15 protein-coding genes are annotated in these 14,764 nt (G+C 63.1%); 3 read left to right on the forward strand and 12 right to left on the reverse strand.

The features are described from left to right. The 10 genes from trbL to ACEPP2_RS20850 all read right to left on the reverse strand — a co-directional run. The coding region (gene trbL, locus ACEPP2_RS20805) for a P-type conjugative transfer protein TrbL (RefSeq protein WP_395517848.1) at positions 1-1,070 on the reverse strand (1,070 nt) is incomplete at its 3' end. Between the two features lie 2 nt (positions 1,071-1,072). Then, positions 1,073-1,339 (reverse strand): putative entry exclusion protein TrbK-alt, encoded by a 267-nt coding sequence (trbK-alt, locus tag ACEPP2_RS20810; protein ID WP_024353502.1) that lies wholly within the window; start codon positions 1,337-1,339, stop codon positions 1,073-1,075. A gap of 13 nt (positions 1,340-1,352) precedes the next feature. Further along, the gene (trbJ, locus tag ACEPP2_RS20815) at positions 1,353-2,126 is read right to left on the reverse strand and encodes a P-type conjugative transfer protein TrbJ (protein WP_024353501.1); all 774 of its coding nucleotides are present in this window, start codon (positions 2,124-2,126) and stop codon (positions 1,353-1,355) included. Then, the gene (gene trbE, locus ACEPP2_RS20820; protein WP_395517849.1) at positions 2,123-4,615 is read right to left on the reverse strand and encodes a conjugal transfer protein TrbE; all 2,493 of its coding nucleotides are present in this window, start codon (positions 4,613-4,615) and stop codon (positions 2,123-2,125) included. Before trbE ends, trbJ begins: the two co-directional genes overlap by 4 nt. A 10-nt stretch (positions 4,616-4,625) precedes the next feature. After that, on the reverse strand, positions 4,626-4,907 hold the full coding sequence (locus ACEPP2_RS20825) for a VirB3 family type IV secretion system protein (protein ID WP_024353499.1): 282 nt from the start codon (positions 4,905-4,907) through the stop codon (positions 4,626-4,628). Further along, positions 4,907-5,239 carry a TrbC/VirB2 family protein gene (locus tag ACEPP2_RS20830; RefSeq protein ID WP_024353498.1) on the reverse strand — a complete coding sequence of 111 codons (333 nt, stop codon included), beginning with the start codon at positions 5,237-5,239 and terminating at the stop codon, positions 4,907-4,909. The genes ACEPP2_RS20825 and ACEPP2_RS20830 overlap by 1 nt, the downstream gene beginning before the upstream one ends. Beyond that, entirely contained in the window at positions 5,236-6,219 is a 984-nt protein-coding gene (gene trbB / locus ACEPP2_RS20835) for a P-type conjugative transfer ATPase TrbB (protein WP_091517359.1), read from the reverse strand. The genes ACEPP2_RS20830 and trbB overlap by 4 nt, the downstream gene beginning before the upstream one ends. A gap of 147 nt (positions 6,220-6,366) precedes the next feature. Then, the gene (locus ACEPP2_RS20840) at positions 6,367-6,873 is read right to left on the reverse strand and encodes a hypothetical protein (protein ID WP_034115586.1); all 507 of its coding nucleotides are present in this window, start codon (positions 6,871-6,873) and stop codon (positions 6,367-6,369) included. Further along, on the reverse strand, positions 6,857-8,842 hold the full coding sequence (locus tag ACEPP2_RS20845) for a conjugal transfer protein TraG (protein WP_024353495.1): 1,986 nt from the start codon (positions 8,840-8,842) through the stop codon (positions 6,857-6,859). The genes ACEPP2_RS20840 and ACEPP2_RS20845 overlap by 17 nt, the downstream gene beginning before the upstream one ends. A gap of 124 nt (positions 8,843-8,966) precedes the next feature. Beyond that, a complete protein-coding gene (locus tag ACEPP2_RS20850) occupies positions 8,967-9,926 on the reverse strand; it encodes a LysR family transcriptional regulator (RefSeq protein WP_035302746.1) in 960 nt (319 codons plus the stop codon). Positions 9,927-10,121: 195 nt separating this feature from the next. Here ACEPP2_RS20850 and ACEPP2_RS20855 point away from each other — a divergent pair, with 195 nt between their 5' ends. Both ACEPP2_RS20855 and fabF read left to right on the forward strand, forming a co-directional pair. Next, positions 10,122-10,631, forward strand: coding sequence for a winged helix-turn-helix transcriptional regulator (locus tag ACEPP2_RS20855; RefSeq protein ID WP_042061242.1), 510 nt, complete (start codon positions 10,122-10,124; stop codon positions 10,629-10,631). Between the two features lie 4 nt (positions 10,632-10,635). Beyond that, positions 10,636-11,898 carry a beta-ketoacyl-ACP synthase II gene (fabF, locus tag ACEPP2_RS20860; RefSeq protein ID WP_395517850.1) on the forward strand — a complete coding sequence of 421 codons (1,263 nt, stop codon included), beginning with the start codon at positions 10,636-10,638 and terminating at the stop codon, positions 11,896-11,898. A gap of 34 nt (positions 11,899-11,932) precedes the next feature. Here fabF and ACEPP2_RS20865 read toward each other — a convergent pair whose 3' ends face one another. Together ACEPP2_RS20865 and tet(G) are read right to left on the reverse strand one after the other, a co-directional pair. Beyond that, on the reverse strand, positions 11,933-12,847 hold the full coding sequence (locus tag ACEPP2_RS20865; RefSeq protein ID WP_449619211.1) for a LysR family transcriptional regulator: 915 nt from the start codon (positions 12,845-12,847) through the stop codon (positions 11,933-11,935). Between the two features lie 92 nt (positions 12,848-12,939). After that, a complete protein-coding gene (gene tet(G), locus ACEPP2_RS20870; RefSeq protein WP_395517851.1) occupies positions 12,940-14,115 on the reverse strand; it encodes a tetracycline efflux MFS transporter Tet(G) in 1,176 nt (391 codons plus the stop codon). Between the two features lie 104 nt (positions 14,116-14,219). On the opposite strand from tet(G), the gene tetR reads away from it, so the two are divergent. Then, positions 14,220-14,764, forward strand: a 545-nt coding sequence (gene tetR, locus ACEPP2_RS20875; protein WP_395517852.1) for a tetracycline resistance transcriptional repressor TetR, incomplete at its 3' end; no start/stop codon positions are given.

The following is a 14,764-nucleotide window of genomic DNA, read 5'->3' on the forward strand; positions in this document are numbered from 1 at the left end:
TTGAGCGGCGAGACGGCGGCCGAGCCTGCCGCTCGGGCGACACCGCCGAGGCCGGAGGCAACGCCCGCCGCTCCGGTCTGGCCGAGCGAGCCGAGGTTATAGGCAGCGGTCGCCGCGCCCGCGGCGGTCGCGCCTCCCCGAACGGCCGCGGCTCCACCGGACAGGGCAGCAGCACCACCTTTGGCGGCGAGCATGGCCCCGCCGCCAGCGGCGACGCCTGCACCTGCGACCGCAAGGCCGGTTCCCACGGCTGCGCCCGCGCCGAGTTGCGGGCCGCCAGAGACGATGCCGTTGGCGATACCGGGACCGAAGATGCCGAGGCCGAGCAGAGACAGCGCGGCAAGCACAATCGCCATGGCCTCGTCGATGGTCGGGGTTGCCCCGCCGAAACCGGCCGTGAATTGCGAAAACAAGGTGCTGCCTATGCCGATGATGACGGCGAGCACCAAGACCTTGATGCCGGACGACACCACGTTGCCCAAAACCTTCTCGGCCATGAACGCGGTCTTGCCGAACAGGCCGAAGGGGATCAGCACGAAGCCGGCCAGCGTGGTCAGCTTGAACTCGATCAGCGTCACGAAAAGTTGGATCGCCAAAATGAAAAACGCGAGCACCACAAGCGCCCACGCGAACAGCAGGCACGCGATCTGAATGAAATTCTCGAAGAAGGCGATCCAGCCCATCAGGTCGGAAATGGAATCGAGCAGCGGCCGGCCGGCATCAAGGCCGGTCTGCGCCACGCGGCCCGGCCGCATCAGATCGGAAACGGAAAAGCCGGTACCCGACGCCATGAGGCCGAGGCCGGCGAAGCTCTCGAAGACGATGCGGGCGAGGTTGTTCCAGTTTGAAATGATGTAGGCGAAGACACCGACAAACAGGGTCTTCTTGACCAGCCGCGCGATAATGTCGTCATCCGCGCCCCATGCCCAAAAGAGCGCGGCAAGCGTCACGTCGATGACGATGAGCGTCGTGGCGATGAAGGCGACCTCGCCGCCGAGCAGCCCGAAACCGCTGTCGATGTAGGAGGTGAATACGCCGAGAAAATTGTCGATGACGCCCGTGTTGCCCATGGTCAGCGCGCCTCGCTGCGGTCACGGCCGAGGAAGCGGTCGCGGGATTCAGCCCATGCGGCGAGGCAGTCGGTGTCACTCGCCGCCGCCTCGCCGAGCTGCTGGCAACGGCGCAGGGTTTCGCGCAGGGGATCGGCCGGTGGCTGGAAGGCCGACGCCGGGGGTAGCACGGAAGGTTCGTCCTTCCGCGCCATGTCGATTGCGGTCGCCGTGACGGCGATGGCGATGAACACCACGGCCCCGAGCCGGGCCAGCATCTTGCCGTCCATGGCGAGCCTCCCGTCAGTTGTTGCCGTTGAACATCTGCGCGTTGCCGGGCTGGTATCCGCTGCCCGGCGTCAGGAACCGTTCGCGCTGGATGCGGCCCTGCTCGGCGGCGGTCGCGCGCTCTGCCTCGGTCAGCGCGTCGGCGCGGCCGTTTGCCGAGATGACCGCGATTAGGTCGGAAAGCTGCTGCGACTGGAGCGCGAGAAGCTGGTTGCCGGCCTGCGTCGCCTGCAATGCCCCGGTCGCGCCCTGACTCTGGCCGACAAGCGCGGCCATCTCGGCGCGGTTGCTGTCGATGTTGCCGACCGCACCCGCCTGAACGCGCATCGCGTCCTGCAAGCCGCCAACGGTATTCTCCCAGCGGCCGCGCGCATCGGCGACAAGCTGGGCTTCGGTCGCCGAAAGCGAGACGTTGCCATATTGCTGCTGGAACGCTTGGTCGATCTGCCCGACCTCGAACGCGATGTTCTGCGCTTGGCCGAGAAGCTGCTGCGTGCGCTGGACGTTCTGCTGGAGCTGCTGGAGCGAGGAATACGGCAGGCTCGCCAGATTGCGGGCCTGATTGATGAGCATTTGCGCCTCGTTCTGGAGGCTGGTGATCTGGTTGTTGATCTGCTCCAGAGTGCGCGCTGCCGTGAGCACGTTCTGCGCATAGTTGGACGGGTCATAGACGATGCGGCCGAAACCGAATTGCGCATGGGCCGGGCTTGCCAGCATAGGCGACAACGCGACGGGCACGGCGAGCGCCAGCGCGAGGGCCGAGGCCCCGACGATCTTGGAATAGGTCATGGAAGAATCTCCTGTGTGGGGTGGATATCCGGCGCGGCCGGCGCGGCGGATTCCGGTCGGTCGGCGAGATTGGTGAGGTTCGGGATCAGGTCGGCAGCCCAATCGACGCCGCGCGCCTGTAGCCATGCGGCGAGGAAGCCATCGCGGCCGTGTTCGGCGACAATCTGCGCGATGAGCGTCTGGTCGGATTTGGCGGATGCGGCGCAGAGCGCGAGGCCGACTTCGGACAGGCCAAGCTCGAACAGGCGATTGCCCCTGCGGCTTTGGCAGTAGTAATCCCGTTTGGGCGTGGCCCTTGCGAGGATTTCGATCTGGCGGTCATTGAGGCCGAAGCGGCGATAGATGGCCGTGATCTGCGGTTCGATGGCCCGCTCGTTCGGCAGCAAGAGCCGCGTCGGACAGCTCTCGATAATCGCGGGCGCGATGTTGCTGCCGTCAATGTCGGACAGGCTTTGCGTGGCGAAGATGACGCTGGCGTTTTTCTTGCGCAGCGTTTTCAGCCATTCGCGGAGCTGGCCGGCAAAACCTTCATCGTCGAGCGCGAGCCAGCCTTCATCTATGATGAGAAGCGTGGGTCGGCCGTCGAGCCGGTCGCCGATGCGATGGAACAGGTAGGACAGCACGGCCGGGGCCGCGCCGGTCCCGACAAGCCCCTCGATCTCGAACGCCTGCACGTCCGCCGAGCCGAGGTGTTCCGCCTCGGCGTCGAGCAGCCGGCCATAGGCACCGCCGACGCAGAACGGTCGAAGCGCCTGTTTCAGATCGTTGGATTGCAGCAGCACCGCAAGGCCGGTGATGGTGCGTTCCTCGACCGGGGCCGAGGCCAGCGAAGTCAGCGCCGTCCAAAGATATTCCTTCACCTCGGGCGTGATGGCGACGCCTTCGCGCATGAGGATGGCGGCGATCCAGTCAGCCGCCCATGCGCGTTCATAGGTGTCATGGATGCGGGCGAGCGGCTGGAGTGAAACGAACGCCTCGTCCCCTTCTGTCAGCCCGCCGCCGAGGTCGTGCCAGTCGCCGCCCATGGCGAGCGCGGCGGCGCGGATCGAGCCGCCGAAGTCGAAGGCGAAGATTTGGCTGCGTTCATAGCGGCGGAACTGCAAGGCCATGAGGGCGAGCAGCACGGATTTGCCCGCGCCGGTCGGGCCGACGACTAGGGTATGGCCGACATCGCCGACATGGAGACTTAGCCGGAACGGGGTTGAGCCTTCGGTCTTTCCAAAGAGCAAAGGGGGCGCACCGAAATGCTCGTCCCGTTCCGGCCCCGCCCACACCGCCGAAAGCGGGATCATGTGGGCGAGATTCAAAGTGCTGATGGGCGGCTGGCGGACATTCGCGTAGGCGTGTCCGGGCAGGCTGCCAAGCCATGCGTCAACTGCGTTGAGGGTCTCGGCCATGGCGATGAAGTCGCGGCCCTGAACGATCTTCTCGATCAGGCGCAGCTTCTCTTGCGCCACGCGCGGGTCGGCATCCCAAACGGTGACGGTCGCCGTGACATAGGCCATGCCCGCCACGTCCGCGCCGAGTTCCTGCAACGCCATGTCGGCGTCGAGCGCCTTGTTGGCGGCGTCGGTGTCCACAAGCGCGGACGCCTCGTTGGTCATCACCTCTTTCAAGATCGCCGCTACGGACTTGCGCTTGGCAAACCACTGGCGACGGATGCGGGTCAGCAGCCGGGTCGCATCGGTCTTGTCGAGCAGGATCGCGCGCGTGCTCCACCTGTAGGAGAACGGCAGCCGGTTCATTTCGTCGAGCAGGCCCGGCGTCGTCGCGGTGGGGAAGCCCACGATGGTCAGGACGCGCAGATGTGCATCGCCAAGGCGCGGCTCCAGCCCGCCGGTCAAAGGCTGGTCGGCGAGCAGCGCGTCGAGGTGCATCGGCACCTCGGGCACGCGCACGCGATGGCGGTTGGTCGAGATGGTGGAATGAAGATAGGTCAACGTCGCACCGTCATCCATCCAACGGCATTCGGGCATGAAGCCGTCGAGCAAGGCCAGCACGCGGTCGGTACGGTCGATGAAGCCGCGCAGCAGTTCCCACGGGTCCACGCCCGCTTTCTCCCGGCCCTCGTAGAGCCATGCCTCAGTGCGGGCGGCTTCCTCGGCCGGGGGCAGCCAGAGGAAGGTCAGGAAGTAGCCGGACACGAAATGCGCGCCCGCTTCCTCGAAACCGGCCTTGCGCTCGGCATCGACCAGCGCCGACGCGGGATCGGGAAAGGTGCTGTCGGGATAGGTCGCGGCCTCGCTGCGCTGCGCCTCAACGAAGATGCTCCAGCCGGAGCCGAGGCGGCGCACGGCATTGTTGATGCGGCCGGCGACGGCGACTAGCTCGGCCGCGACGGCGGAATCCAGATCGGGACCGCGAAACTTCGCCGTCCTCTGGAAACTGCCGTCCTTGTTGAGCACAACGCCCTGACCGACCAGCGCGGCCCATGGCAGATAATCAGAGAGGCGCGCGGCGGTGCGGCGGAATTCGGAAAGGTTCATCATGGCTGCACCCTCAAACCGCCAAATGACCGGGGATGCGGAGATGCCGCCGCCCGACCTCGACAAAGAGGGGATCGCGCTTTGCCGCCCATACGGCCGCGAAGTGGCCGATTGCCCAGATGGCGATGCCGATCAGCCAGAGGCGCAGGCCGAGGCCCACGGCTCCGGCCAGCGTTCCGTTCATGATGGCGATGGCGCGCGGAGCGCCGCCGAGCAGGATATGTTCGGTCAGCGCCCGGTGAACCGGGACCGTGAAGCCCGGCACGGCGTCCAGTTGCTCGAACGCGACGGCCATCAAACGAGCGCCCCGCCGCCGAACGAGAAGAACGACAGGAAGAAGCTCGACGCGGCGAAAGCAATCGACAGGCCGAACACGATCTGGATCAGACGGCGAAAGCCGCCGCTGGTGTCCCCGAACGCGAGGGTCAGGCCGGTGGCGATGATAATTATCACCGCGATAATTTTTGCGACGGGTCCCTCAATGGACTGAAGGATTTGCTGAAGCGGTTGCTCCCACGGCATCGACGATCCCGACGCATGGGCGGCCGGGGCGAGCATGAAGCTGATAGCAAGGGTGGATGCGGCGGTCGCGGCGAAGCGATAGCCGCGCGAAATCGTGCGGATCATGAAGATTCTCCTGTGCTGGTTTGGATTGCGGGGGTGATGCGGTAGTCGCCGTCCGGCCCCAGCCCTTCGACGCGGGCAAGCTCGGCAAGCCGGCGCGCGGAACCGCGCCCGGAAAGGACAGCAACAAGGTCGATTGTCTCGGCGATCAGGGCGCGCGGGACGGTGACGACAGCCTCTTGGATGAGCTGTTCAAGGCGACGGAGCGCACCGATGCCGGTGCCTGCATGGATGGTGCCGATGCCGCCGGGGTGTCCCGTTCCCCACGCTTTCAGGAGGTCGAGGGCTTCCGATCCGCGCACCTCGCCGATGGGGATGCGGTCGGGGCGCAGGCGCAGCGAGGAACGCACCAGATCGGAAAGCGTCGCCACGCCGTCTTTCGTCCGCATCGCCACTAGATTGGGCGCGGCGCATTGCAGCTCGCGCGTATCCTCGATGATGACGACGCGATCCGCCGTCTTCGCCACCTCGGCGAGCAGCGCATTGGTCAGCGTGGTCTTGCCGGTGCTGGTGCCGCCCGCCACGAGGATATTTGCGCGGGAGGAAACGGCCGCGCGTAACGTCGCGGCCTGATCGGTGGACATGATCCCCGCCGCCACATAGTCGTCGAGGCTGAACACGGCGACGGCGGGCTTGCGGATGGCGAAGGTCGGGGCGGCGACCACGGGTGGCAGCAGGCCCTCGAATCTTTCGCCAGACTCCGGCAGCTCGGCCGAGATGCGCGGGCTGCGGGCATGAACCTCCGCGCCGACATGATGCGCGACCAGCCGAACGATGCGTTCGCCATCGGCGGCGGACAGGCGCTCGCCCGTATCGGAAAGCCCTTCGGACAGGCGGTCGATCCACAACCGCCCGTCCGGGTTCAACATCACCTCGACCACGGCCGGGTCTTCGAGCAGCCGGGCAATGGCGGGGCCGAGCGCGGTGCGCAACATGCGTGCGCCGCGCGCAATGGCTTCCGGTCTTTGGTGGTTGGTGGTCATGTCGGCCCCGGCTTCTTGCGGGGACGCGACAGGCCATCCCCGGATCGGGGTCGATTAAGAGAGGCCGAAATCTGGCCGGTTCAACAAGTATCTAGCTGCGTGCGGTGATCGGCGGCGAACGGCGGTAAATAGGATGGGTCCGAATACTTATTCTTGATCGCCGTTGCTCTCGGACTCGTCCGGCAACGGATCGTCGGGAAGTGAGTCGAGGTCACGCGACAGCTCTTTGAGGAACCTGTCGCCCGTCGCCAGACGCCGTCCGAGATTCTGCATGAAGCCCTCAAAGCGCTCCGCGCCTTTGGCGCGGGCAGCGGATTGTGCGGCTCCCGTAAGCGGCGGCGTGAGGGTCATCCAGAAATGGATGAACTGCGCGACCGCCTCGCCAAGGACGGCGAGATCTAGGTCGAGCGTGTCGATCTGGCGGCCGAGCTTGTCCAAGCGGCGCGACATGGCGGCTTCAAGCTGGTCGGCGGAATCGCCGGACAGGTAGGACATGACCGCCGCCTCAACGATGGCGGATTTCGAGACATTGCGGCGCAGCGCCACCGAGCGGCGCAGCGCCATCGCCTCGATCTGTGGAATGAGCGCGGGGTCGAAATAGAGATTCAGGCGGGTTCTGGTTGCCATGGGCGTATCCTCAAAGGTCGATTCCATCATCGGGGTTCATCGCCACCTGCCGCGCCACCATCCTCATGCGCTGGCGCATGGCGCGGGCCTTGGCCGCGTCAACGTCCGGCTCGTCGTCCAGAAACTCGAACTCCTGTTCGGGGGATGGCGGCGGGGCGACGATTTCCTCATGCTCGGGCAATTCCGGCTCGCGGCGGATGCCCGCATTGGCCGGATCGCCTTCGGCCTCGCTTCCGCACGTCGCGGAACGGCTTTCCGCCGCGACCACGCGGCCGGACCAATCATCGGCGGATGGGCTGGGCGCCAGCGGAGCGGCGACCAGATCGGGCGGGGTCAGGATGCGTTCCTGCAATCGCGCATCCTCGAAATAGCGCGCCTTGATGGCGCGGATCGGCGGCGTGCCCGCGACCATGACGATTTCGTCGGTGGGTGGAAGCTGCATGATTTCGCCCGGCGTGAGCAGCGGCCGGGCCGTCTCCTGCCGCGACACCATCAAGTGACCTAACCACGGGGCTAGGCGGTGCCCTGCGTAGTTGGTGGAGTCGCGCAGCTCGGTCGCCGTGCCTAATGCGTCTGAAACACGCTTCGCCGTCCTTTCGTCGTTCGTGGCGAAGCTGACGCGGACGTGGCAGTTGTCGAGGATCGCGTTGTTCGGGCCATAGGCGCGCTCGATCTGGTTGAGGCTCTGCGCGATCAGGAAGCCTTTGATTCCGTAGCCCGCCATGAAGGCGAGCGCCGATTCAAAGAAATCGAGCCGGCCGAGCGCCGGAAACTCGTCCAGCATCAATAGCAGCCGATGGCGCTTGCCGGAGGTGGTCAATTCCTCGGTCAACCGCCTGCCGATCTGGTTGAGGATCAGGCGGATAAGCGGCTTTGTGCGGTTTATGTCGGACGGCGGCACGACAAGGTAGAGCGTGACGGGCTGGCGGCTGCCGACCAGATCGGCAATGCGCCAGTCGCATCGCGCCGTCACCCGCGCCACCACGGGATCGCGGTAGAGGCCGAGAAACGACATGGCGGTGGAGAGCACGCCCGACCGTTCGTTCTCGGATTTGTTCAACAGCTCGCGGGCCGACGACGCGATGACGGGATGAACGCCCGCCTCGCCGAGATGCGGCGTATCCATCATGGCGCGCAAGGTCGCCTCGACCGGACGGCGGGGATCGGACAGGAAGTTGGCGACGCCCGCCAAGGTCTTGTCCTTCTCCGCATAGAGAACATGCAGGATCGCGCCGACCAGCAGCGAATGGCTGGTCTTTTCCCAATGGTTGCGCTTGTCGAGACTGCCTTCGGGATCGACCAGAATATCCGCGATGTTCTGCACGTCGCGGACTTCCCATTCCCCCTGCCGCACTTCGAGCAGCGGATTGTAGGCGGACGATCTGGCGTTCGTGGGATCGAACAGCAGGACGCGGCCATGCTGGGCGCGAAAGCCGGCCGTCAGAGTCCAGTTCTCGCCCTTGATGTCGTGGACAATGCAGCTTCCCGGCCATGTCAGCAGCGTCGGTACCACCAGCCCGACACCTTTGCCGCTGCGAGTCGGGGCGAAGCACAACACATGCTCCGGCCCGTCATGGCGCAGATAGTGCCGGTCGTATCTGCCGAGCACCACGCCATCGGGGCCGAGCAGACCGGCGGCGCGGATTTCGCGATCCTCCGCCCATCGCGCCGAACCATAGGTGGCGACGTTGCGCGCCTCCCGTGCCCGGATGATCGACATGAGGATGGCGGCGGCGATGGCGATGAAACCGCCGGACGCCGCGATGATGGCACCTTCGACGAAGATTGCGGGCGCATAGGCGTCAAACGAAAACCACCACCAGAAGAAGGCCGGCGGATAATAGACCGGCCAGCCCGCCAGCTCGAACCACGGATTGCCAAGCTGGAGCTGGAAGCGGAGGCGGAACGCCGTCCATTGCGTCGCTGCCCACACCATCACCAGAACGATGGTGAAGACGACAGCGATTTGACCCCAAAGGATTCGGCCTCCGCGCAATGCAGGCTCCAGTCGGCAAAAGAAACGGAGCCGATCAGAGAGTAGGCAAAACCGGACAGGCAACAGGAAAGGGGGTGCGGGAGGGCTACCGGATACTATCGGCGGCAAATAGGACGGGTTGCGTTCACCGCCATCCGGCCGGGTGATCGCCGCTGCGCAACTGGCCGGGCGAATCGCCGCAACGCCTCATATTGTTTGCAAGGTTGAGCAGGTTTTTCAGGGTGGCGCTGCGATTGAACGGCGACCAGACGGCGGTGAACGCAACCGGCTCTGGCTCATCGGCGAAAGGCAGGAAGACGATGCCGGACGTGGGCAGCAGCGCCGTAGCTGCTCCGACGATGGTGATGCCGAAGCCCTGTCCGACCATGGACAGCAGCGCGCCACGCCCCACGTCGAAGCGCAGGATTGACGGCGCGGGCCAGCGCCCGGCATGGCGCAGCACGATATGGCTATGAACCTGCGGACCTGTGCCGCCATGCCGGACAAGAAACGTCTCGCCTGCCAGATCGGCCCATGTGACGGCCGACTGCCCGGCGAGTGGATGCCCATCCGGCAGCACGGCAACCAACTGTTCGGTCCAGATCGGGTGGGTGTGGCAGTCTGGCAGCTCGGGCGTGCCCGCGACAAACACCACGTCCAGCCGGTCGGCGCGAAGCTGCATCACCGCTTCGCGAGCTGTCCCTTCCGTCATCTCGACTTCAACGCCGGGATGGTCCTCGCGGTATTGGCCGATCAGCTTTGCGAGGAAGCTGTGCGGGATCAGGGCATGGATACCGATACGAAGCCGGCCGCTTTCTCCCGCTGCCGCCATGCCGGCGGTCTTCACTGCATGGTCCAGTTGATCGACGCCGGCCGCTATCCGCTCGACGAAGTGGTGTCCGGCCTCGGTCAGTCGGACGCCGCGCGCGTGACGCTCGAACAGAAGGATACCAAGGTCTTCTTCCAGCGCCTTCACGCGGGCGCTGACGCTGGATTGCGCCACGCCGAGCGCATTGGCGGCGTGGCGGAAGTTCAGATATTCGGCGACGGCGAGTGTCTGGATCAGCGATGCGAGGGGGATACGCGATCCGAGCGTGGTCGGCATACCCCATGGGCAACCATCCATCGGTGCTGATCGCCGCCGCATCGCTCAAATGCCACTACAGTGCTTTGTTCCACGCCGTAGCAGACGCAGGTGCTTGGCTCCCTTAGAATGACGCATTGGATTACCCCTCCTACTATGTCGCCTACTGCGCATAGGTGACTTGCATGATGGAAGTTACACCATTATGGATGTGTCATGCAACGAACAAGCTTTCTGTCATTCGAGTGTCCCGCAGCCCGAGCGCTGGAAAGCGTCGGTGACTGGTGGAGCATCCTGATCCTGCGAGACGCCTTCCAAGGGCTTAGCAAATTCGATGAATTCGAGAAGAATCTCGGTATTTCCGCGAACATTTTGGCGAGGCGATTGAAGCATCTCACGGCGGAAGGACTGTTTGAAAGGCAACGATACAATGATCATCCGCCTCGATTTGAATACGTCCTTACCGACAAGGGGCGAGATTTCTATCCGGTAGCAATCGCCCTGTTCGCATGGGGGAACCGGAACCTTGCGCCCAATGAAATAGCCATGCGCCTTGGTGACAAGAAAACCGGACAGGAGAGGACCGCCGTTATCATCGACGCGAATACAGGAGAAGCAATCACTCCCGAAAACACCGTTCTTCTGGCAGGCCCCGCCGCAACAGAGGAAACGATGCGCGTCATAAATCGCATGAAGCGAATAAGCTCAGAAAAAGAAACGGAATAATCCAATGCGCCGAATTGTTGTAACCGGCATGGGTTTAGTTGGCCCCCTTGGTTCTGGCACTGAAATAAGCTGGAAAAGACTCCTCGACGGGAAATCGGGAATCAGGAATTTGCCTGATGAAATCTCCAATGATCTACCGGTGAAAATCGGGGGAATCGTTCCCAGCCTGATTGAAGATTCCGAAGCCGGTTTTGATCCAGATTTAATCGTTGACACAAAGGATCAACGAAAAATGGATCGCTTCATTCTGTTTGCACTTGCGGCCGCAAAGGAGGCTCTTGAAACGGCGGGATGGCATCCCGCGAGCGACTACGAATTTGAGCGCACAGCAACGATTATTGCTTCTGGTATAGGCGGGTTTCCCGCTATCGCTTCGGCAGTTCGCATAACCGACACTCGGGGGCCACGGAGGCTATCACCGTTTACCGTACCATCGTTTCTTGCCAACCTCGCGGCGGGACAGGTTACCATCAGGTATGGATTTACAGGCCCAATTGGCACGCCTGTAACCGCCTGCGCTGCCAGCGTTCAGGCCATCGGCGACGCCGCGCGGCTGATACGCTCCAACGAAGCCGACATCGCTCTGTGCGGCGGGGCAGAAGCGTGCATTGATACGGTTAGTCTCGGGGCATTTGCTGCCGCGCGAGCACTATCCATGGGGTACAATACTACGCCGGAAATGGCGTCGAGGCCGTTCGACACCGAGCGCGATGGTTTCGTAATGTCCGAAGGGGCGGGTCTGATCGTCATAGAGGAATTGGAACATGCCCTGGCTCGGGGTGCCACGCCCATAGCCGAATTGGTGGGATACGGCACAAGCGCTGATGCACACCATATGACTGCCGGTCCAGAGGACGGTCGAGGTGCGGCCCGTGCGATGAAAATCGCGCTCCAGAGTGCCGGGTTGAAGCCAATCGATATTCAACATTTGAACGCTCATTCCACCTCCACTCCCGTAGGAGATCGAGGAGAAATTGCCGCGATAAAATCCGTGTTTGGCAATCATGATGTGGCCGTAAGCGCCACGAAATCGGCGACGGGGCACCTACTTGGTGCCGCAGGTGGTATTGAGGCAATCTTCACGATACTCGCCCTACGGGATCAAATCGCTCCCCCCACGAGAAACTTAGAAAACCCCGATCCTGTTGCCGCAGGTATCGACCTAGTTCACCGATCTGCGCGGCCCGTTCTCATGGAACATGCCATTTCCAACGGATTCGGCTTTGGCGGCGTTAATGCAAGTGTCGCTTTCCGGCGATGGCAATAACAGTCCCGGACGGTGCTTCCGCGACCACTTCGGCTCACGCCCTCGCTATCCGTGGCGGTACTGAATTCGTGCAGACCTGCCGGCCCATGTCGCTGGCGACCGTGAGCAGGTTGCGCAGCGCGGCGCTGCGGTTGGACGGCGACCAGACAGCCGAGAAGGCGACCGGCTCGGGCTCATCGGCGAAGGGCAGGAAGACAATGCCGGTTGTCGGCAACAGCGCCGAGGCGGTCCCGACGATGGTGATGCCGAAGCCCTGTCCGACCATGGACAGCAGCGCGCCGCGCCCCACGTCGAAGCGCAGGATCGACGGCGCGGGCCAGCGTCCGGCATGGCGCAGCACGATATGGCTATGAACCTGCGGGCCGGTGCCGCCATGCCGAACAAGGAACGTCTCGCCCGCCAGATCGGCCCATGTAACGGCCGACCGCTCGGCGAGCGGATGCTGCTCCGGTAACACCGCCAAGAGCGGTTCGGTCCATATGCGGCGGGAATGGCAGTCGGGCAACTCGGGCGTGCCGGCGACGAACACCACGTCCAGCCGGTCGGCGCGAAGCTGCATCACCGCTTCGCGGGCTGTGCCTTCGGTCATTTCGACTTCAACGCCGGGGTGGTCTTCGCGGTATTGGCCGATCAGCTTTGCGAGGAAGCTGCGAGGGATCAGGGCATGGATACCGATGCGAAGCCGGCCGCTTTCTCCGGCTGCCGCCATGCCGGCGGTCTTCACCGCATGGTCGAGTTGGTCGATGCCTGCGGCTATCCGCTCGACGAAGTGGCGTCCAGCCTCGGTCAACCGAACACCCCGCGCATGGCGCTCGAACAGAAGGATGCCAAGGTCTTTTTCCAGCGCCTTCACGCGGGCGCTGACGCTGGATTGCGCCACGCCGAGCGCATTGGCGGCGTGGCGGAAGTTCAGATATTCGGCGACGGCGAGAGTGTGAACTAAGGTCATCATCGGCACTCGCCCCGAGAGGAGATGATGGCTCAACGGATTTAATCCGTCATTCCTCGTAAGTCTACGCATACCAATTCGCCATGACTCAATCACAATGAAGTTGCGAAAGGTCTGAGTAGTATTGGCAGACATATTAAATAGAGGATCGCGCCGACAATCCAAACCCAACCGTTCCATGCTCCTATGGTGGCAGAATAGAGTGCCGTGAAGCCAAGCGGTCCCGCGATAGAGCTTAGATTGGTGAGGCTTGTAAGCGTTCCCTGTAAAGCTCCTTGCTTGTTACTGCTGACATTGTTTGAAAGCATTGCCTGCAAGGCCGGCATGCCAACACCTCCGGCGGCAAGCAGCAACAAAATCGGGAACACCATCCATCCCTGCGTGGCAAAAGCCAGAAGAATGAAGCCAGTCGCATCCGCAGCCATGCCAAAGAGTAGCGTGCGCCGCTCTCCAAGCCGGCTTGAAAGCGGGCCGGTAACAAACGCTTGGAAGATCGCATGTGTTGCTCCAAATGCCGCAAGCGACAAACCAACAGTCGTGGTGTCCCACTGAAAACGGTCCTCGCCATAGATGACCCATAGGGCCGCAGGCACTTGGCCGATCAGTTGAATAATGAAGAAGACTGCGAAAAGCGCAGCTAGCCCGCGCAATGCATCATCCAGCCGGAACAGAACGAATGGTTTGATGCGAACCGGCTTTCCGGTCCCGCCATGGCTGTGATGAGTCTCCTTGAGAAAAATGCAGGCAAGCAGGAACGCGAAGCCGTTGAGAAGGGCAGCGGCGATAAACGGAGCATGGGCAGAAATACCACCGAGCATACCACCAAGTGCTGGCCCGGCAATCATGCCTGCCCCATAACAGGCCCCCATGTAGCCGAACCAGCGTGCGCGAGAACCTTCCCCCGTCGAATCCGCAATGGTTGAGGCAGCTACAGCTCCGGTTGCGCCCGTGATGCCGGAGACGAGCCGGCCGATATAGAGCACCCATAAGACCGGCGCTGATGCCATAATCGTGTAATCGACTGCGGCCCCCGCAAGGGAAGCCAGAAGCACCGGACGCCGACCGTAAGCATCTGAAAATTGTCCAAGCACGGGCGCGAAGATGACCTGCATCAACGCATAGAGTGACAGCAAAGCACCATAGTGACCAGCGACCTGCTCCGCCGGCACAAGCTCGCGCAGAAGCGTCGGAAGGACCGGCATGATGAGGCCGAGTCCCATGGCGTCGAGACTGACGATCAGCAGGGCGATGATGGCAGAGCTGCGCACCTGAAACTCCAGCGCCGCTCAATGCGAGCGACTTTATCAATGATAAGGACATGGACATAGAACTTATCGGTGATAAATTGTCAAGCGTTGGCGAAGGAACGTGAATGACCAAACTGGACAAGGGCACCGTGATCGCAGCGGCGCTGGAGCTGCTGAACGAGGTTGGCATGGACAACCTGACGACGCGAAAGCTCGCTGAACGCCTCAAGGTTCAGCAGCCTGCGCTTTACTGGCATTTCCAGAACAAGCGCGCGCTGCTTGACGCACTGGCCGAGGCAATGCTGACGGAACGCCACACCCGCTCGCTACCCGAAGAGAACGAAGACTGGCGGCTATTCCTGAAAGAGAACGCCCAGAGTTTCAGAACGGCGTTGCTCTATTATCGCGACGGGGCGCGCATCCATGCCGGCACTCGACCGACAGAACCGAATTTTGGCGCTGCCGAGACACAAATACGCTTTCTCTGCGCGGCGGGCTTTGGTCCGAAGCACGCTGTTTGGGCGCTCCGGGCGGTCAGTCACTATGTGGTCGGTTCCGTTCTCGAGCAGCAGGCATCTGATGCCGATGAGAGAGTTCCGGACAGGCCAGATGTGTCCGAGCAAGCACCGTCGTCCTTCCTGCACGATCTGTTTCACGAGTTGGAAACAGA

Origin of the sequence: Pseudorhizobium flavum, assembly GCF_044142885.1 — a bacterium.
Taxonomy (GTDB): Bacteria; Pseudomonadota; Alphaproteobacteria; order Rhizobiales; family Rhizobiaceae; genus Neorhizobium; species Neorhizobium flavum.

Coding starts and splice junctions, on each gene's coding strand:
- fabF (WP_395517850.1), top strand. CDS start 10,636: ATGCGCCGAATTGTTGTAACCGGCATGGGTTTAGTTGGCCCCCTTGGT.
- ACEPP2_RS20850 (WP_035302746.1), bottom strand. CDS start 9,926: ATGCCGACCACGCTCGGATCGCGTATCCCCCTCGCATCGCTGATCCAG.
- ACEPP2_RS20840 (WP_034115586.1), bottom strand. CDS start 6,873: ATGGAATCGACCTTTGAGGATACGCCCATGGCAACCAGAACCCGCCTG.
- trbJ (WP_024353501.1), bottom strand. CDS start 2,126: ATGACCTATTCCAAGATCGTCGGGGCCTCGGCCCTCGCGCTGGCGCTC.
- ACEPP2_RS20825 (WP_024353499.1), bottom strand. CDS start 4,907: ATGGCCGTCGCGTTCGAGCAACTGGACGCCGTGCCGGGCTTCACGGTC.
- trbE (WP_395517849.1), bottom strand. CDS start 4,615: ATGATGAACCTTTCCGAATTCCGCCGCACCGCCGCGCGCCTCTCTGAT.
- ACEPP2_RS20865 (WP_449619211.1), bottom strand. CDS start 12,847: ATGACCTTAGTTCACACTCTCGCCGTCGCCGAATATCTGAACTTCCGC.
- trbK-alt (WP_024353502.1), bottom strand. CDS start 1,339: ATGGACGGCAAGATGCTGGCCCGGCTCGGGGCCGTGGTGTTCATCGCC.
- ACEPP2_RS20855 (WP_042061242.1), top strand. CDS start 10,122: ATGCAACGAACAAGCTTTCTGTCATTCGAGTGTCCCGCAGCCCGAGCG.
- trbB (WP_091517359.1), bottom strand. CDS start 6,219: ATGACCACCAACCACCAAAGACCGGAAGCCATTGCGCGCGGCGCACGC.
- ACEPP2_RS20830 (WP_024353498.1), bottom strand. CDS start 5,239: ATGATCCGCACGATTTCGCGCGGCTATCGCTTCGCCGCGACCGCCGCA.